Genomic DNA, 17,139 nt, shown 5'->3' with positions numbered 1-17,139 from the left:
ACGGTTGTGGCGCACGTCTTCGGTGAACGCACTCTGGCCACACTGGAGCGTCTTCTGAGCCTGCTGTCGGCCTTTGAGGTCGTGGTATGGATGACGGATGGCTGGCCGCTGTATGAATCACGCCTGAAGGGAAAGCTGCACGTTATCAGCAAGCGTTACACTCAGCGCATTGAGCGACATAATCTGAATCTGAGACAACATCTGGCAAGGCTGGGACGGAAGTCACTGTCGTTCTCAAAATCAGTGGAGCTGCATGACAAGGTCATCGGGCATTATCTGAACATAAAACACTATCAGTAAGTTGGAGTCATTACCGACTTTTTAAAGGGAGAAATTTACACACAATAATTTTCAATATTTCCTCTGTACCTGATTTTTATTACCTATTACACGGAAATACCAACAACCAGGGTTTATTAATATAATTAAAAGGTTTAAACATGAATAAAATAAAGAATTACCGGTGGCATATGATTGCCCTCGTATGCTTTATCACTGTAATCAATTATCTGGACAGAACGGCGTTAGGTATTGCGGCTCCAACGATTATGGAGACAACCGGAATAACTAAAGAGCAATATTCATGGATTGTCAGTGCATTCCAGTTGGCCTATACATTAGGGCAACCGGTAATGGGCTTCTTTATTGATACCGTGGGTCTGAAGTTAAGTTTTGCGATATGTGCCGCAATTTGGGGCCTGGCGACAATGGGCCATGCACTAACCGGAACGTGGTCTGGTCTGGCATTTATGCGCGCCCTGATGGGTTTCAGCGAAGCGTCGGCAATTCCGGCGGGTGTAAAAACCGCATCAACATGGTTCCCGGCAAAAGAGCGTGGCGTGGCGACAGGTGTTTTCAATATGGGCACCTCACTCGGCGCGATGCTTGCTCCACCGTTGATTGCCTGGTGCATTATGTTTCATAGCTGGCAATTTGCGTTTATTGTTTCAGGTAGTCTTGCTTTGCTCGCGGCTTTATTTTGGTTCTTTTGTTATAAAGATCCGAAAGATGCCAAACGCCTTTCTGATGAAGAGCGCCACTATATTGAATCAGGGCAAGAACAGCATCTTAAAACAGATAAGAAAGAAAAAACGTCAATCAAGCATATCCTCAGCCAACGTAATTTCTGGGGGATTGGCATCGCGCGTTTTCTCGCAGACCCGGCATGGGGAACCATTAACTTCTGGGTGCCGATTTTCTTCGTCGAAACGCTGCATTTTAGCCTGAAAGAAATTGCCATGTTCGTCTGGCTGCCTTTCCTGCTGGGCGATCTCGGCTGTTTAGCCAGTGGTTTTGTCGCGAAGTTCTTCCACGATCGCGGCGTGAGTTTAATTAACTCACGAAGAATTACCTTCACTATTGCAGCCGTCATTATGATGACGATTGGCCTGGTGAGTATTGTCGAAAATCCCTACATTGCCGTATTACTGATTAGTATTGGCGCGTTCTCGCATCAATGTCTTTCTACTGTAGCAGCAACTCTGGGTGGCGATCTGTTCAAAAAAGACGAAGTAGCTACCGCAGTGGGTATGGCAGGAGCCTGTGCGTGGAGCGGTCAGTTGATTTTCAACCTGTTCATCGGGGCATTCGTTCACATTATCGGCTTCGCGCCGTTCTTTATTGCCCTGGCTTTCTTTGACATTATTGGTGCTATTGCGTTGTGGACGCTTATCAAAGTTAAAGATGAAGAACCACAAGTACAGTTAGCTACCCACTAATTATTTTAAATAAAAACGCTATAATTGAGGTTATGGCGTTTTTAAAGAAGCTTGAGTTATCGAACCTCGCTTACCAACGCGTTGTCAGTCATCTCCCCCCTCCCTAGTGCATCGTTATATCCGTGATGAGCGATTTTTGATATTAATATCTTTCACCATCCGCTATTTTCACCACTTCAGAAAACAAACTTATTTTTATTAATATCAATTCTTTTTCTTTGAACATTCAACTGCGATATTTGTAAAAACATTAAACAGGCAACAATAAAATGACATTACCAACAACTATTTATTCATTCCCCGCATATTTACCTCGTTTTTCGTCCACCGACAAACCAGCAAAATTAAAATTTCATCAATACGCACGCGCTACATTACTGTCAAATCGTGGAAGAGATCATAATTGCGATGGCAGACGTACTGTTGAGATCCACAAACTAGATCTCTCTGACTGGCAAGCATTCAATAAGTTAGCAACGAAGTGTAATGCTTACGATGGAGTAACAATGAATGGTGATAATTCTTTTGAATGGAACCATGAAGCTACATTAGATAATATTCACGCCCAGAAATACAATAAAGCTTACGCGGGTGCGAGGTTAACCGCAGAACTGAAATATTTATTGCAAGATGTCGAATCCTTCGAACCCAACAGTAAATACACAATACACGAAGTGGTTTTGGGACCTGGTTATGGTACTCCAGACTATACCGGCCAAACGATAGGATACGTTGTAACCCTTCCTGCCCAAATGCCTAATTGCTGGTCATCTGAACTACCAACAATCGATCTTTATATCGACCAACTTCGCACTGTTACAGGCGTTTCTAATGCCCTCGGATTCATCATTGCTGCATTGCTAAACGCGTATTCTGATTTACCCCATGATTTGAAAATTGGTCTGCGTTCCTTATCAAATTCAGCAGCAATCTACTCGGGTTTAGGTTTCGAGCGAGTGCCGCAGGACCGAGACATAAGGAGTGATCGTATGCATCTAACGCCAGCAAACCATCCTGACTTATGGACACAAGAGAATGGTGAATGGATCTACTTGCGAAACTAATACCTGACGAAAAATAGAAAGCAAAACGCCGACCAATGGTCGGCGTTTTTACGTCTCGTTGAATAACGAATTATTCAGCTACTACGTTTACGATCACTTTCGCGAATACTTCGCTGTGAACCTGGAAGCTCACTTCGTGTTCGCCAGTGGTACGCAGAACGCCGTTCGGCAGACGAACTTCGCTCTTAGCCACTTCAACGCCAGCTGCAGTTACAGCGTCAGCGATGTCGCGAGTACCGATGGAACCGAACAGTTTACCTTCGTCGCCAGCTTTAGACGCGATGGTAACAGTTTCCAGTGCATTGATTTTCTCAGCGCGAGCATTAGCAGCTGCCAGAACTTCAGCCAGTTTAGCTTCCAGTTCAGCGCGACGTGCTTCGAAGAATTCAATGTTTTTCTTGGTAGCTGGAACAGCTTTACCCTGCGGTACCAGGAAGTTACGAGCATAGCCCGCTTTAACGTTTACCTGATCACCTAGGCTACCCAGGTTTGCTACTTTATCAAGCAGAATAACTTGCATTACCTTATCCTCTCAAAGTCGTATTAATGGACCGTGACCGATTACTGATGGCGATCAGTGTACGGCAGCAGGGACAGGTAGCGAGCGCGTTTGATAGCGCGAGCCAGCTGACGCTGGTATTTTGCACGGGTACCGGTGATACGGCTTGGGACAATCTTACCGCTTTCGGTGATGTAGTTTTTCAGCGTAGCGATATCTTTATAGTCGATCTCTTGAACGCCTTCCGCGGTGAAACGGCAGAACTTGCGACGACGGAAATAACGTGCCATATGGCTAGTCTCCAGAATCTATCAATTCAATCTGCTCGGCATGCAAAACCATTTTGCTCAGTCCGTTCTTTGCCTTGTGGCATGAAATGAACCCCTGAACGGTTATGCGACTGCCGACCGTTATACTGTGAGTAATGGCCTGGTTTTCGTGTCCGCTAACAATAACGGGCATTTGGCACCACGCCTGCCGGTGAAAACCGGCTTCCTCCTGCACAGAACGATGCTCAAGCACGAACTGGCAGTGAGGAATTCCTGATGGACTGACCTTTCGAAGGGGAGTCCTGCACACGGTGCCGGACAACACCAGACGGTTGGTCATCAGAAATTACTCTTCAGAATCCCCAGCTTCAGCATCATCAGCGGTTTCGTTTGCGAAATCATCGCGACGCTCACGGCGCTCGTCTTTCGCTTTAACCATCGGAGATGCTTCGGTAACAGCGTGCTTGGTACGCATAACCATGCTGCGGATAACGGCATCGTTGAAGCGGAAGGTAGTTTCCAGCTCATCGATCACTTCCTGCGGAGCTTCAACGTTCATCAGAACGTAGTGTGCTTTGTGCAGTTTGTTGATCGGGTAAGCCAGCTGACGGCGGCCCCAGTCTTCCAGACGGTGGATCTTGCCTTCTGCACCAGTGATGGCAGCAGTGTAGCGCTCGATCATGCCCGGAACCTGTTCGCTCTGGTCAGGATGGACCATAAAAACGATTTCGTAATGACGCATCGAATTGCTCCTTACGGATTATTCAGCCTCCTGTCTGGGTCAGCCGAATCCCGGGGAGGCAAGGAACGTGTTAAAGGTCGGCTGAAAAATGACGCGTTATAGTACTTGTATGCCCCACTAAACTCAAGGCCAGCCGACAAATAAATCTCATCTTTCGCTCAAAAGAACTAACTCGCTGATTTGAAGTTCATCACATTCCGTCACAGTGTTTTTTCGAACAACTGCATCAGAAATGGTCACCATCAACTTCTTTATCATTGATTAAAATTAAATCAGAAGATCATCACAGAGGAGAGCACACAAAGTCAGCCGTCGAGGAGGTATCTATGTTCAGTCGCGTTTTAGCCCTTCTGGCTGTGCTTTTGCTAAGTGCAAATACATGGGCAGCCATTGAAATTAATAACCACCAGGCCAGAAATATGGACGACGTACAGAGCTTAGGCGTGATTTATATCAATCATAATTTCGCCACTGAAAGCGAAGCACGTCAGGCATTAAATGAAGAGACAGATGCGCAGGGCGCAACGTACTACCACGTAATTCTGATGCGGGAACCGGGGAGTAACGGCAATATGCACGCCAGCGCGGATATTTATCGCTAGCACCAGGTATAACCAACGAAACATTGCCATAGTTTGCTTTGCCCCCTTCGCAGGGGGCTTTTTTATACGGTTATTCACCGGATTGCGACTTCCGGATCTGGCTCATGAGTAATGCGATTACGTAAGTCGCGGCGCATAATTTCTATTATCCAGAACCAGAAAATATGCCCCAGGATTTCAGAGGCATATTCGTCAAAAGGCAATTGAGTGAGCGGCGGCGTTAAATTCAGCGCCGGGCAAAATATACCGTGGACTGCCACTGTCACAATAAGCCCTGCTAATATCCCCTGCCATAATTTCACTTTCGGGAAAATTTCCGCGACAATACAATACCCTATCGCAAAAACCAGTGAGAAGATGATATGCGTCACCATCACCGGGTTGATAATATGTTCCGAGAATGTATACACAGTTTGGGTTGGGTCGATACCTAAATAATCCCGTAGAAAGATATACGGCGGGTTAAATTCATCGCGACCACCGGAAAATGTGCGCGGTGGCAAGGGGACTTCCGCTCCCCATTTAACAAATGCTGAAATAATTCCTGAAAGTACACCCACAAGTAACGCAACGCCATAGCGGCGACGTTGCGGATCCGTTCTGACAAACAATCCATTGATAGCCATAAAAACACCTGTTGTTTATACGATTTTTTAACTGAAGCGGCCCCGGAATCAGACCAATTACATCCCGCAGGAGGTAATAATTCCGGGGCGCACTGCTTACTTCTGCCAGTAATAGGCGTTAGGACCGTGCTTACGCATGAAGTGTTTATTCATGAGGAAGCTGTCGATGTGATTCAGTTGTGGGTTAATACTGCGCGCAATCCACGCCATTTTCGCCACTTCTTCCATCACCACCGCGTTATGCACCGCGTCGTGGGCATCTTTCCCCCAGGCGAACGGCCCGTGCTGATACACCACAATTCCCGGCGTATGCAGCGGCTCGGCGTCACCCAGCGTTTCGATAATCACTTTGCCGGTGTTCAGTTCATACTCGCCCTGCACCTCTTCTTCGCTTAATCCACGCGTACACGGGATGTCGCCAAAGAAGTAGTCGGCGTGCGTGGTGCCTAACGCCGGGATCGCCAGCCCCGCCTGCGCCCATGCGGTGGCATGAGTTGAATGGGTATGGACAATGCCGCCGAGCGACGGGTAACGACGGTAGAGTTCAAGATGCGTCGCGGTGTCAGAAGACGGGCGATACTTCCCTTCTACCACCTTGCCGCTCATATCGACCACCACCATATCGTCTGCTTTCATGGTTTCGTAGGCAACGCCGCTGGGCTTGATCACCACCAGCCCGCGTTCGCGGTCGATAGCGCTGACGTTGCCCCAGGTAAAGGTCACCAGCCCATAGCGCGGCAGATCCATGTTGGCTTCAAACACCTGCTGTTTTAGCTTTTGCATTATGCCGCCTCCACCATGCCTGCTTTGGCCATGCGCGCTTTCACCACTTCTGCCGCCGGGTCTTCCGCCGTTTCGCTCCACATCTCAATCAGGTACGGCCCGCAATAGCCACTCTGTTTGAGCGTTTCGAAGCAACGTTCGAAATCCACCACACCTTCGCCAAATGGCACGTTTTTGAAGACGCCCGGTTTGGTGTCTTTCACATGCACCGCGACGATATGCCCGATTCCGGCCTGCAACTCCATCTGCACATCGTTGTCCCACGCCGACAGGTTGCCGATATCTGGGTAGAGCTGGAACCACGGGTTGTTGAGATAGTGCGCGTAACCCAGCGCCTTGCTGATGGAGTTCATCAACGGATAATCCATGATCTCCATCGCCAGCGTCACCTGCGCGCGGCTCGCCATCTCAACGCTCTCTTTCAGGCCGTCACGGAAACGACGACGCGTTTCGTTATTGGCTTCCTGATAGTAAACGTCATAGCCCGCCAGCTGGATCACGCGAATGCCAACGTCCTAGGCGAACTGGATGGCTTTACGCATAATCTCCAGCCCCTGCGCCCGCACCGCGTCATCTTCGCTGCCCAACGGGAAACGACGATGGGCAGAAAGGCACATGGACGGCACACGCACGCCGGTTTCAACAATCGCATTCACCAGCGCCAGACGCTGCTCGCGGCTCCAGTCGAGGCGCGACAGGCGCTCGTCAGTTTCATCTACCGACATCTCGACAAAATCGAAGCCCAACGTTTTTGCCAGTCGCAGGCGTTCCAGCCAGCACTCCCCGGCGGGGAGCGCTTTTTCATAGATGCCAAGCGGGATTTGTTTGGACAACATATCCGCTCCTTAGCCCCACAGTTCGGCGATGGAACGTTTGAACTGACGCGCGGCTTCAACCGGAGAAGCGGCATCACGGATGCTGCGACCGGCGATAAACACATGAATTGGAATGCCTTTGAACAGCGGCAGATCTTCCAGCGCCAGGCCACCGGTGACGGTGACTTTGAAGCCCATATCGGAAAGACGTTTGATCGCAGTGATATCGGCTTCACCCCACGCCACGCCAGCGGCCTGCGCGTCACGGCTGCGGTGATAAACCACCTGCTGAATACCTGCGTCGCGCCACTGTTGCGCCTGTTCCCAGGTCCAGTAACCGGTCAGTTCGATCTGCACGTCGCCGTTAAACTCTTTTGCTACGTCCAGCGCACCTTTGGCGGTGTTGATATCCGCACAACAAATCACGGTCACCCAGTCAGCGTTGGCTTCGAAGCACATACGAGAAAGAATTTTGCCCGCATCGGCAATTTTGGCGTCTGCCAGCACGATTTTGTGCGGGTAGAGCGCTTTCAGATCGCGAACCGCACGCACGCCTTCGCCCACGCACAGAATGGTACCCACTTCGATAATGTCGACTTCTTCGGCAATCAGGCGAGTGGTTTCGTAGGCGCTATCCATAGTCTGGTTGTCCAGCGCGACTTGCAACATCGGTAATGACATCTTCAATTCCTTCTTAAGCTGCCGCGTTGGTGCGGTCAATGAGATCCAGTACTTCCTGCTCGGTACGGCAGGCACGTAAACGGTCGAAATTTTCTTCATCTTCAAACAGGTTGACGATCTGCATGATGCCCACTTCCTGGTGCGTGTTGGCATCGACCGCCGCCATGGTGATGAGGATATCCACCGGGTCGTTATCTTCGTGGTTGAACTCCAGCGGCTTTTTCAGCGTCACCAGCGCAAAACCGGTTTTCTTAACGCCCTCTTCCGGGCGACCGTGCGGCATTGCCAGGCCTGGTGCAAGCACAAAGTACGGACCGTGCTGTTCAACCGCATCCAGAATCGCCTGGTAGTAACGCGGCTCGACAACATCCGCCGCCACCAGCAGGTCAACGCCGATTTTTACTGCGTCCTGCCATGTCTCAGCTTCAGCCTGCAGGCGGATGGATTTATTCTCCGCCAGCGAATCACGTAATTTCATGGCGCGTCCTTACTTCACATCCTGCGGGAAATGCGCTTTGATCACTTCCAGCAGTTTCGGGCCAAAGTCGGCAGGAGAGAGCATGTTGCGCACGCCAACCACGTATTTGTTGCCGGTCACGGTGATTTCGCCCGCAATGTGCGTAGAAGCGATGATGATATCCGCGCCGCTCAACTCGCTTTTGTATTCGCCAACCGCGCAGCTATTTACCGTGTGGTCAATGTTTGATTGGGTTAAAAACTGGTCCACTTTCATCTTCATGATCATGGAACTGCCTTGTCCGTTGCCACACACAGCCAGAATACGTACGGTCATAATCAAAACTCCTTATTAAGCAGACTGTTCTGCCAGTTGTTTTTCTGCATCTTCTTCTGCGCGCAGTGCGCGGCCAGCGAAGAACATATAAGCAGTGCAATTACAATGATGACGGCCATAAAGGCGATACCGATGGAGAAGAAGCCCTGCATCATCGGCGGTGCCAGAATCGACCAGTCCGCCATGCCCATCCAGGCGCTCATACCGGTGAGTTTCACCGCCCAGACGCAGCCAAAGATTTCAATCATCCCCATCACCAGACATATCTTCAGCGCCGCACGCCAGCCGCCGAAGTGGTTAGCGAACACGCCGATGGTGGCGTTGGAGAAGAACATCGGGATAAAGCCGGGAATAATCAGGATCGAGGAACCGCAGGCGACCAGGATGCCAACCGCAATCAGCTGACCGATGGTGCCCCACATAAAGCCCCAAACCACGGCGTTCGGCGCGAAGCTATAGATAGCCGCACAGTCAATCGCCAGAACCGCACCAGGGATCAGGCGCTGGGAGATACCGTTAAATGCTTCAGAGAGTTCCGCCACAAACATGCGCACGCCCTGAGTGATGATGAAGATCGCCACCGCGAAGGAGAAACCAGTTTGCAGGATGTACACCGTCCAGTTCACTTTGCCTGCCATCGCCTGCACGGTGTCGATACCGAAGGAGAGCAGAATGGCACCAAAGAAGATGGTCATCACAATCGCCGTGGAGACGATGTTGTCGTGGAAAATATTCAGCCAGCCTGGCAGTTTGAGGTCTTCAACGCTTTCCTCTTTTTTGCCGAGGAACGGCGCAACTTTATAGGCAATCCATGATGCAAACTGTTGCTGGTGACCGATGGAGAAACCGCAGCCGTCCGTCACTTCCTGAGTCGGCTTGTACATCATGTTGGAGGTAATGCCCCAGTAGAGCGAAACCAGAATCGCCGTGCAGATAATGGTTGTCCACATGGAGTAGCCGAAAATGAACAACGTAACGGCAATCAGCCCCGCCTGCTGGAACATGATATGACCAGTCAGCATGATGGTACGAATACCGGTAATGCGACGCAGCAGCACGTAACAGATGTTCAGCGCCAGCGCTAACAACACCGCGTAACCTACCCAGCTATAGGCATCGCCCATGCGGTCGATGGTTGCCATCATCGACGCGTAAGTATCGGAAATTGCGCCGTTAATGCCGTAGACTTCGGACATTTTCGCCACCACCGGTTTGAAGGTGCTGGTGAGGATGCCGGACCCTGCCTGCAACAACATGAAACCAATTATGGTTTTAATCGTGCCTTTAATAATAACGCTGACACTTTTGCGCAGTAGGATGTAGCCCAGACAGGTCACAATACCCAGCAACAACGGGGCATTGGTCATGACCTGGTTAAAAAACACGGTAAAGATGTTGTAGAGACGATCTCCTGAAGAAGAGGTAACCGGGTATTCCGCACACCCGGAATGTTGTGCACTCACTCTAATTTTCAAAAGTAATCACAACAAGATTATTTTATGATTAAATGTGACGCGACCCGCAAATAATTCCATACGGATAGAGTGGGATTCACACAACGAAACAATTATTTATTTAAATTTATTTAAATTCATTTAGTTAATTTAACTACACATTCCATTAAATCTTTCCACACTCAAAATCAACAACAACTTCCCTGGCAAAAAGTCAAAAAATGGTCATTGCCTTCCTGAAAAAATAGTGTCAGGATTAATCAAAACCAATCACATATTGATTCGAATTGAACTATCATGAAGGTAAATGGCGATGAGTAAAGTGAAAAGTATCACCCGAGAATCCTGGATCCTGAGCACTTTCCCGGAGTGGGGTAGCTGGCTGAATGAAGAAATTGAACAAGAGCAGGTCGCCCCTGGCACATTTGCGATGTGGTGGCTAGGCTGCACCGGGATCTGGTTGAAATCAGAAGGTGGCACCAACGTTTGCGTTGATTTCTGGTGCGGCACTGGCAAACAAAGTCACGGTAACCCGTTAATGAAACAGGGTCACCAGATGCAGCGCATGGCTGGCGTGAAAAAACTGCAGCCAAACCTACGCACCATCCCGTTTGTTCTTGATCCGTTTGCGATTCGCCAGATCGACGCGGTACTGGCGACTCACGATCACAACGATCATATCGACGTTAACGTCGCTGCTGCCGTGATGCAGAACTGTGCTGATGACGTACCATTCATTGGACCGAAAACCTGCGTTGATTTGTGGATTGGCTGGGGCGTACCGAAAGAGCGTTGCATCGTGGTCAAACCGGGCGATGTGGTGAAAGTGAAAGACATTGAAATTCATGCGCTTGATGCTTTCGACCGTACTGCACTGATCACCCTGCCTGCCGATCAAAAAGCGGCTGGCGTACTGCCGGACGGCATGGACGATCGCGCGGTGAACTATCTGTTCAAAACGCCTGGCGGCTCCCTGTATCACAGCGGCGACTCCCACTACTCTAACTATTATGCGAAGCACGGTAACGAACATCAGATCGACGTGGCTTTAGGTTCATACGGCGAAAACCCGCGCGGTATCACCGACAAAATGACCAGCGCCGATATGCTGCGTATGGGTGAAGCCCTGAATGCGAAAGTGGTTATCCCGTTCCACCACGATATCTGGTCAAACTTCCAGGCCGCTCCGCAAGAGATCCGCGTGCTGTGGGAGATGAAAAAAGATCGTCTGAAGTATGGCTTCAAGCCGTTTATCTGGCAGGTTGGCGGCAAATTTACCTGGCCACTGGATAAAGACAACCTCGAGTACCACTATCCGCGCGGTTTCGATGATTGCTTCACTATTGAACCGGATCTGCCGTTCAAGTCATTCCTGTAATCTGTCGTTTATACCGGATAGCGTGGAGAAGTTCGCGCTATCCGGCGTAGTATTTCCTGGCTATTTCAAATATCATCTAAAAAAATCAAATTTTATCGGAATAGCTCATGACTGAAGCACAAAGACATCAAATCCTCCTGGAAATGCTCGCACAATTGGGCTTTGTGACCGTTGAGAAAGTCGTTGAGCGTCTGGGAATTTCGCCTGCCACTGCGCGACGCGATATCAATAAACTTGACGAAAGCGGCAAACTCAAAAAGGTGCGCAATGGCGCAGAAGCTATTACCCAACAGCGCCCGCGCTGGACGCCGATGAATCTGCATCAGGCGCAGAATCACGATGAAAAAGTACGTATTGCTAAAGCGGCCTCGCAGCTGGTTAATCCGGGCGAAAGCGTAGTCATCAACTGCGGCTCCACCGCGTTTCTGCTTGGGCGGGAAATGTGTGGTAAGCCAGTGCAAATCATCACTAATTATCTACCGCTGGCAAATTACCTGATCGATCAAGAACATGACAGCGTGATCATTATGGGTGGACAGTACAACAAAAGTCAGTCCATCACTTTAAGCCCGCAGGGCAGCGAAAACAGTCTCTATGCCGGGCACTGGATGTTTACCAGCGGAAAAGGGCTGACCGCAGAAGGGTTGTATAAAACCGATATGCTGACAGCAATGGCAGAGCAGAAGATGCTGAGCGTGGTAGGGAAACTGGTGGTACTGGTTGATAGCAGTAAGATTGGCGAACGCGCGGGAATGCTTTTTAGCCGTGCCGATCAAATCGATATGCTTATCACCGGCAAAAATGCTAACCCGGAAATCCTGCAACAACTGGAAGCGCAAGGGGTCAGCATTCTGCGTGTTTAAAGATGCTGGCGGAAAAATGTCACGGCAGCATCTAACGCCTCAGGCGTAATGCGGTGACGCACGCCTGGCTGCCATGAACAGGTTAGCAGTTTATCCCGTCCCGTCTCGCTTAAGGCCTGCTGCAAACGTAGTGATTCGTCGGCAGGCACAATGTCATCGTCCAGGCCATGCCACAGCAGTAGAGGTCTGTCCCCAAGTTGTTCCAGGTGGTTTGTCGCTTCCCACTCTGCCAGCGGCGCGATAATGTTATTGAATTCATTCTGCTGTGCTGCCGTTTCAGGTATCAGCGGTGGAAACAGTGAACGGGCGAGCGATGTAAAATAGCCCGATCCCATCATGCTGGCGGTACATTTCACCGTGGGGTGGCGAGCGGTAATTCCCAGTGCCGTCATCGCGCCCATCGACGCGCCACCGACTGCCAGACGGTCATCAAGCAGCCAGTTTTCTTCGGCTATTGCCGCACGTAAAGTAGTGAATTCCTGCATACTTTGTAGCAAGATTTGCCAGAATTGATTTAACCGCCGCGCTTCGTCGCTACTAAAACGGCTACCGTGATCGGGCGCATCCGGCATGATCACCCGCAAACCAGCCTGCGCCAGCGCAACGGCAAAATAGCTATACACCAGGCTGGATGAAGTAAAGCCGTGATAAAAAATTACGCACGGTAACGGGGTATCTTTTTGCCCGACAGGATAAGCATGAAGAACGGGAATATCTGCCAGCTCGCGTGATTCTATTTCAATCATCTGTCTCTCCTTTTTGTCTGGTATGACATGAAGAAATCCTTAGCACAAGTTTCTGCTGGCGGTATTAGTTCATAATGTTGAGATGTGGGTTACGCTTTCGTCACGTTTTCATTCGAAAATCGCGTACTAGGTAACAATTCGGGAACATTCCCCCAAAGTTAAATTAATAAGGCACTACACTATAGTTAGCAGGAAACGTAATAGCGTTATTTACCGGTTTGCCAGTTTATTATTGGTGTTGATGTTAAGTGCCTGTAGCGCACTGCAAAGTACGCCACAGCCAGCACTGCCAGTAACGAACCATCCGCAAGAGATTCGCCGCGACCAGACGCAAGGGTTACAGCGAATAGGTAGCGTAAGCACGATGGTTCGGGGTTCTCCGGATGACGCATTAGCAGAAATCAGAGCAAAAGCTGTCGCTGCAAAAGCTGATTATTACGTTGTCGTCATGGTGGACGAAACCATCGTGACAGGACAGTGGTATTCACAAGCCATTTTGTACCGTAAATAAATCAGACAACTTACATAGTCAGCTTTACATTGCTTTGCGTCCCTATGCGTTTACCTGTGCACAATAAATTACCGGCTGGAAGCCTGGGCGTTTATTACCGCGATGGAATGCCCTGCAACATGTGGGGAAACGAAAAATGGAGCTGACGATGAAACAATTACTTGCTTCACCCTCGCTGCAATTAGTGACTTATCCTGCGAGCGCCACGGCACAGTCTGCAGAATTCGCCAGTGCTGACTGCGTGACGGGCCTGAATGAAATAGGTCAGATCTCAGTTAGCAATATTTCAGGGGATCCGCAGGACGTGGAACGTATCGTGGCGTTAAAGGCCGATGAACAAGGTGCGTCATGGTACCGCATTATTACCATGTACGAAGACCAGCAGCCTGATAACTGGCGCGTACAGGCGATACTGTATGCATGAGTGTCATCTACAGCAAATGAACAATGCCGGATTCGGCGCGAGCGCCTTGTCCGGCCTACAATTTTCACATATTTCATTGAGTTAATCGAAACCAGCGTCGCATCAGTCGTATACGCTTACACACACACTCCCCCCGTCGCCCGCAGCAATAAATCATTCTGGATCTGCTCTGACAACCGTACGCCGCCGCGCGTATCTAACATCACCTGACACCACGCCTGCGCCATTGGCGGAGAAGCATATTTCAACATTTGCGCACCGCAGCCCAGCAGGAATAGCTGATGAGTAATCTCTCGCCCCAGTTCTTCAGCTGGCTTACGCAGCTGCTGCTGTAAACGACGAACCGCGCGATCAAAATAGCGATCCTGCCCTTTCACTTCCACAAATGCTTCCGACAATAAGTCGTATACGCCCGCTTGCTTATTGAGAACGCGCAACACATCCAGGCACATAATATTGCCGGAACCTTCCCAAATACTGTTTACCGGCATCTCCCGGTAAAGCCGCGGCAGCTCGCTCTCCTCGCAATAACCAATGCCGCCCAGCACCTCCATCGCTTCGGCCACAAACGGCATACCTCTTTTGCAGATCACAAATTTTGCCGCAGGCGTAAATAAACGCGCCCACAGGGCTTCTTTGGCATCGGCACGCCGGTCCCACGCTCGCGCAAGACGAAACAGCAACGCCGTTTGCCCTTCAAGCTGAAGTGCCATGCGACTTAAGACATGACACATAAGGGGCTGTTGGATCAATGGATTACCAAAAACATGGCGTTGATGTGCATGATAAATCGCCAGCGAAAATGCACGGCGCATCATGGCATGGCTACCCAGGGCGCAATCAAAACGCGTCATCCCACCCATTTTCAGGATCAGACGAATTCCTTCCCCTTCCTGCCCCAACAACCAGCCAATGGCATCCTGAAACTCCACTTCGCAACTGGCGTTAGAGCGATTACCCAGCTTATCTTTCAGCCGCTCGAGGCGAATCGCGTTGCGTTGCCCATCAGGCAAAAAGCGCGGCACAAAAAAGCAGGACAAACCGCCCGTAGTCTGCGCCAGCACCAGATGCGCATCGCTTTGCGGCACCGAGAAAAACCATTTATGCCCCACCAGCCGATAAGAGCCATCTTCCAGACGCTCTGCACGGGTGGTGTTGCTCATGACATCGGAACCGCCCTGCTTTTCCGTCATTCCCATGCCAATCAACAAACCGCGTTTTTGCCCACCTGGCAATAAGTGAGAATCGTAGCGATCGCTCAGCAGCGGCGTGGTCCAGTCCTGAAACGGCGTGGGTAACATCTGTAACAACAATGGCGTGGCGGCAAAGGTCATCGTTATTGGACATAACGACCCAGCCTCAACCTGCGCATGTAACATAAAACGCGCCGCGCGCGCCACAAATGCGCCGGAGCGAGCGTCTTCTTCCCAGGCAAGATTGTGCACCCGATTGGTACATAACGCCTGCATCAGCAGGTGCCAGGCGGGGTGAAAACGCACATCGTCCAGACGGCGTCCTTGCGCATCGTAGCGCAATAATTCAGGCGGATTCACATTCGCCAGCCGCCCCAGTTCAAGAGATTCAGCCGTTCCTAACTGCTGACCAATACTGGCTAGAAAATCGCTATCCCAGCCAGCACCTTCACGCGTTACCGCTTCACAGAGCGCGCCATCAGACAGGTATAAGTTGCTGTTATTTAATGGTATAGGTTGATTAAAAACGGTGTGAGTTTGCCAGTGCACTGTGTCTCCCTCCATCAATGGCAGTCACCCTTAGTATGGTCACTGCCATGGATTCCTGACAGAAAGAGATTGCTAAAACATTCTTATCCAGCAATGTAATGCGGAACGAAACGTGAGGTGTCTTTGGTGATCAGCGTGTTATCTTCACGGATCCCCATTCCGCACGCTTCATCATCGACAATCCAGCTACCGATGAGTGTGTAGCTATCGCCAAATCGCGGCAGAGGTTGAAACGCCTGGTAGATCATCGGTTCATCGGCGTAATCACCATCAGCGTGGTCAACGACGTTATTCTGACCGTCGAAAATGGTGACGTTTCCGCCTTCGCGTGAGTAGATCGGTTTACGCACATAGCTTTCGCCAGCGGCAATCTGCGGTTTTTCGCCCTCAAACCAGGATGCAAGAAGGTTAGGATGACCTGGAAAGAAGCGCCAAAGCAGCGGCATTAGCCCTTTATTACTCAAGATACTTTTCCATAACGGCTCCACCCATTGCTCGCGACGCTTGCGCAGCAGCGGACCGTTATCGTCACGCATCATCCACTCCAGCGGATACAGCTTAAATGCACGCTGGATGACATTATCATCAAGATCGGTCAGTACGCCGCCGACGCCCAAACCGAGATCTTCAATGTAGATAAACCGCGACTCCTGCCCTGCCTGCTGGGCGCAGTCCTGCAAGTACAGCACGGTACTCCTGTCTTCATCGGTGTCCTGACAGCAGCAAAAATAAAACGGTTCCCGACTGTAAAGCTCACTAAAGCGCGAAATCAGGCGTTCCTGAATGGCGTTGTACTCCAGCAGCTTCACCGGCGCATTGCCACACCAGGCAAAATCCATCCGGCCATACAGCGAAGGATCGCGTGCGCGCCAGCTTTCGGCGATCACATCCCAGTACAACGGCGGGATCGCCAGTTGCGTCAGGATCTCTTCGTCTTTAACCGCGCGATCCACCACCTCAAGGCACATCTGATGCAGTTCCGCAGTCGGTTTTTCGATCTGCTCTTCAATCTGGCGCAGAGTAAAACGGTAAGCCCGACTCTCGTCCCAATAGATTTCATTGTCGATGATATGAAAGTCGAAACCGTTGTTAGCTAGACTGGCCCCCTGAATCTCCAGACAACCAGTATCACTTAAATAAGTGATAGTCTTAATACTAGTTTTTAGACTAGTCATTGGAGTACAGATGATTGATGTCTTAGGGCCGGAGAAACGCAGACGGCGTACCACACAGGAAAAGATCGCAATTGTTCAGCAGAGCTTTGAACCGGGGATGACGGTCTCCCTCGTTGCCCGGCAACATGGTGTAGCAGCCAGCCAGTTATTTCTCTGGCGTAAGCAATACCAGGAAGGAAGTCTTACTGCTGTGGCCGCCGGAGAACAGGTTGTTCCTGCCTCTGAACTTGCTGCCGCCATGAAGCAGATTAAAG

The 17,139-nt window shown here is 50.3% G+C and carries 20 protein-coding genes and 3 pseudogenes; 9 read left to right on the top strand and 14 right to left on the bottom strand.

From position 1 onward, the window contains the following. The 3 genes and pseudogenes from BGK49_RS22295 to BGK49_RS22285 all read left to right on the top strand — a co-directional run. Positions 1–300 (top strand): annotated as a pseudogene (locus BGK49_RS22295) (IS1-like element IS1X2 family transposase); the annotation flags it as partial. Between the two features lie 140 nt (positions 301–440). Further along, on the top strand, positions 441–1,718 hold the full coding sequence (locus tag BGK49_RS22290; RefSeq protein ID WP_001033614.1) for an MFS transporter: 1,278 nt from the start codon (positions 441–443) through the stop codon (positions 1,716–1,718). Between the two features lie 269 nt (positions 1,719–1,987). Further along, positions 1,988–2,782, top strand: coding sequence for a DUF2686 family protein (locus BGK49_RS22285; RefSeq protein WP_005045437.1), 795 nt, complete (start codon positions 1,988–1,990; stop codon positions 2,780–2,782). 70 nt (positions 2,783–2,852) lie between these two features. Here BGK49_RS22285 and rplI read toward each other — a convergent pair whose 3' ends face one another. Genes rplI through rpsF form a run of 4 tightly spaced genes read right to left on the bottom strand, consistent with a single transcriptional unit; the run spans position 2,853 to position 4,292 of the window. Next, complete coding sequence (rplI, locus tag BGK49_RS22280) at positions 2,853–3,302, bottom strand: 50S ribosomal protein L9 (RefSeq protein ID WP_001196062.1); 450 nt, start codon at positions 3,300–3,302, stop codon at positions 2,853–2,855. Between the two features lie 41 nt (positions 3,303–3,343). Then, the gene (gene rpsR / locus BGK49_RS22275; protein WP_000135199.1) at positions 3,344–3,571 is read right to left on the bottom strand and encodes a 30S ribosomal protein S18; all 228 of its coding nucleotides are present in this window, start codon (positions 3,569–3,571) and stop codon (positions 3,344–3,346) included. A gap of 4 nt (positions 3,572–3,575) precedes the next feature. Further along, positions 3,576–3,890, bottom strand: coding sequence for a primosomal replication protein N (gene priB / locus BGK49_RS22270; RefSeq protein ID WP_001296681.1), 315 nt, complete (start codon positions 3,888–3,890; stop codon positions 3,576–3,578). Positions 3,891–3,896: 6 nt separating this feature from the next. Further along, positions 3,897–4,292, bottom strand: a complete 396-nt coding sequence (rpsF, locus tag BGK49_RS22265; protein ID WP_001216676.1) for a 30S ribosomal protein S6 — start codon at positions 4,290–4,292, stop codon at positions 3,897–3,899. 326 nt (positions 4,293–4,618) lie between these two features. Here rpsF and yjfY point away from each other — a divergent pair, with 326 nt between their 5' ends. After that, positions 4,619–4,894, top strand: coding sequence for a DUF1471 family protein YjfY (yjfY, locus tag BGK49_RS22260; protein ID WP_000492914.1), 276 nt, complete (start codon positions 4,619–4,621; stop codon positions 4,892–4,894). Between the two features lie 74 nt (positions 4,895–4,968). On the opposite strand, the gene BGK49_RS22255 is transcribed toward yjfY, so the two are convergent. The 7 genes and pseudogenes from BGK49_RS22255 to ulaA form a co-directional block, all read right to left on the bottom strand. Continuing rightward, entirely contained in the window at positions 4,969–5,520 is a 552-nt protein-coding gene (locus BGK49_RS22255) for a YagU family protein (RefSeq protein ID WP_000996726.1), read from the bottom strand. Between the two features lie 96 nt (positions 5,521–5,616). Continuing rightward, the gene (gene ulaF / locus BGK49_RS22250; RefSeq protein WP_001170825.1) at positions 5,617–6,303 is read right to left on the bottom strand and encodes an L-ribulose-5-phosphate 4-epimerase UlaF; all 687 of its coding nucleotides are present in this window, start codon (positions 6,301–6,303) and stop codon (positions 5,617–5,619) included. Next, positions 6,303–7,139 (bottom strand): annotated as a pseudogene (gene ulaE / locus BGK49_RS22245) (L-ribulose-5-phosphate 3-epimerase UlaE). Before ulaE ends, ulaF begins: the two are co-directional and overlap by 1 nt. A 9-nt stretch (positions 7,140–7,148) precedes the next feature. Then, positions 7,149–7,799: a 3-keto-L-gulonate-6-phosphate decarboxylase UlaD gene (ulaD, locus tag BGK49_RS22240; protein ID WP_000056760.1), complete on the bottom strand. Its 651-nt coding sequence runs from the start codon at positions 7,797–7,799 to the stop codon at positions 7,149–7,151. Positions 7,800–7,812: 13 nt separating this feature from the next. Further along, positions 7,813–8,277, bottom strand: a complete 465-nt coding sequence (gene ulaC / locus BGK49_RS22235) for a PTS ascorbate transporter subunit IIA (RefSeq protein WP_000776505.1) — start codon at positions 8,275–8,277, stop codon at positions 7,813–7,815. Positions 8,278–8,286: 9 nt separating this feature from the next. Continuing rightward, positions 8,287–8,592, bottom strand: coding sequence for a PTS ascorbate transporter subunit IIB (gene ulaB / locus BGK49_RS22230; RefSeq protein ID WP_000218360.1), 306 nt, complete (start codon positions 8,590–8,592; stop codon positions 8,287–8,289). A 15-nt stretch (positions 8,593–8,607) separates the two neighbouring features. Beyond that, positions 8,608–9,959: pseudogene (ulaA, locus tag BGK49_RS22225) on the bottom strand (PTS ascorbate transporter subunit IIC). A 400-nt stretch (positions 9,960–10,359) separates the two neighbouring features. Between ulaA and ulaG the strand changes: the two are divergent. Both ulaG and ulaR read left to right on the top strand, forming a co-directional pair. After that, positions 10,360–11,424: an L-ascorbate 6-phosphate lactonase gene (gene ulaG / locus BGK49_RS22220; protein ID WP_005045327.1), complete on the top strand. Its 1,065-nt coding sequence runs from the start codon at positions 10,360–10,362 to the stop codon at positions 11,422–11,424. Between the two features lie 107 nt (positions 11,425–11,531). Continuing rightward, positions 11,532–12,287, top strand: a complete 756-nt coding sequence (gene ulaR, locus BGK49_RS22215; RefSeq protein ID WP_000133631.1) for an HTH-type transcriptional regulator UlaR — start codon at positions 11,532–11,534, stop codon at positions 12,285–12,287. Here ulaR and yjfP read toward each other — a convergent pair. Next, positions 12,284–13,033, bottom strand: a complete 750-nt coding sequence (yjfP, locus tag BGK49_RS22210) for an esterase (protein WP_000569727.1) — start codon at positions 13,031–13,033, stop codon at positions 12,284–12,286. The genes ulaR and yjfP overlap by 4 nt on opposite strands. A 181-nt stretch (positions 13,034–13,214) precedes the next feature. Between yjfP and bsmA the strand changes: the two genes are divergently transcribed. After that, on the top strand, positions 13,215–13,544 hold the full coding sequence (gene bsmA, locus BGK49_RS22205) for a biofilm peroxide resistance protein BsmA (protein ID WP_024259689.1): 330 nt from the start codon (positions 13,215–13,217) through the stop codon (positions 13,542–13,544). A gap of 148 nt (positions 13,545–13,692) precedes the next feature. Further along, positions 13,693–13,968, top strand: a complete 276-nt coding sequence (yjfN, locus tag BGK49_RS22200; RefSeq protein ID WP_000811566.1) for a DUF1471 family protease activator YjfN — start codon at positions 13,693–13,695, stop codon at positions 13,966–13,968. A gap of 116 nt (positions 13,969–14,084) precedes the next feature. Here yjfN and BGK49_RS22195 read toward each other — a convergent pair whose 3' ends face one another. Both BGK49_RS22195 and BGK49_RS22190 read right to left on the bottom strand, forming a co-directional pair. Continuing rightward, on the bottom strand, positions 14,085–15,710 hold the full coding sequence (locus BGK49_RS22195; protein ID WP_000558725.1) for an isovaleryl-CoA dehydrogenase: 1,626 nt from the start codon (positions 15,708–15,710) through the stop codon (positions 14,085–14,087). Between the two features lie 83 nt (positions 15,711–15,793). Further along, complete coding sequence (locus tag BGK49_RS22190) at positions 15,794–16,885, bottom strand: glutathionylspermidine synthase family protein (RefSeq protein WP_000202516.1); 1,092 nt, start codon at positions 16,883–16,885, stop codon at positions 15,794–15,796. A 10-nt stretch (positions 16,886–16,895) separates the two neighbouring features. On the opposite strand from BGK49_RS22190, the gene BGK49_RS22185 reads away from it, so the two are divergent. Beyond that, positions 16,896–17,139: transposase (locus tag BGK49_RS22185; protein WP_000567704.1), on the top strand; the 244-nt coding region annotated here is incomplete at its 3' end.

Source organism: Shigella sp. FC1544 (assembly GCF_001722145.1).
Lineage (GTDB): Bacteria > Pseudomonadota > Gammaproteobacteria > Enterobacterales > Enterobacteriaceae > Escherichia > Escherichia coli.
The sequence above is the reverse complement of the archived record's forward strand: the minus strand, read 5'-3'. Positions and strand labels throughout refer to the sequence as shown.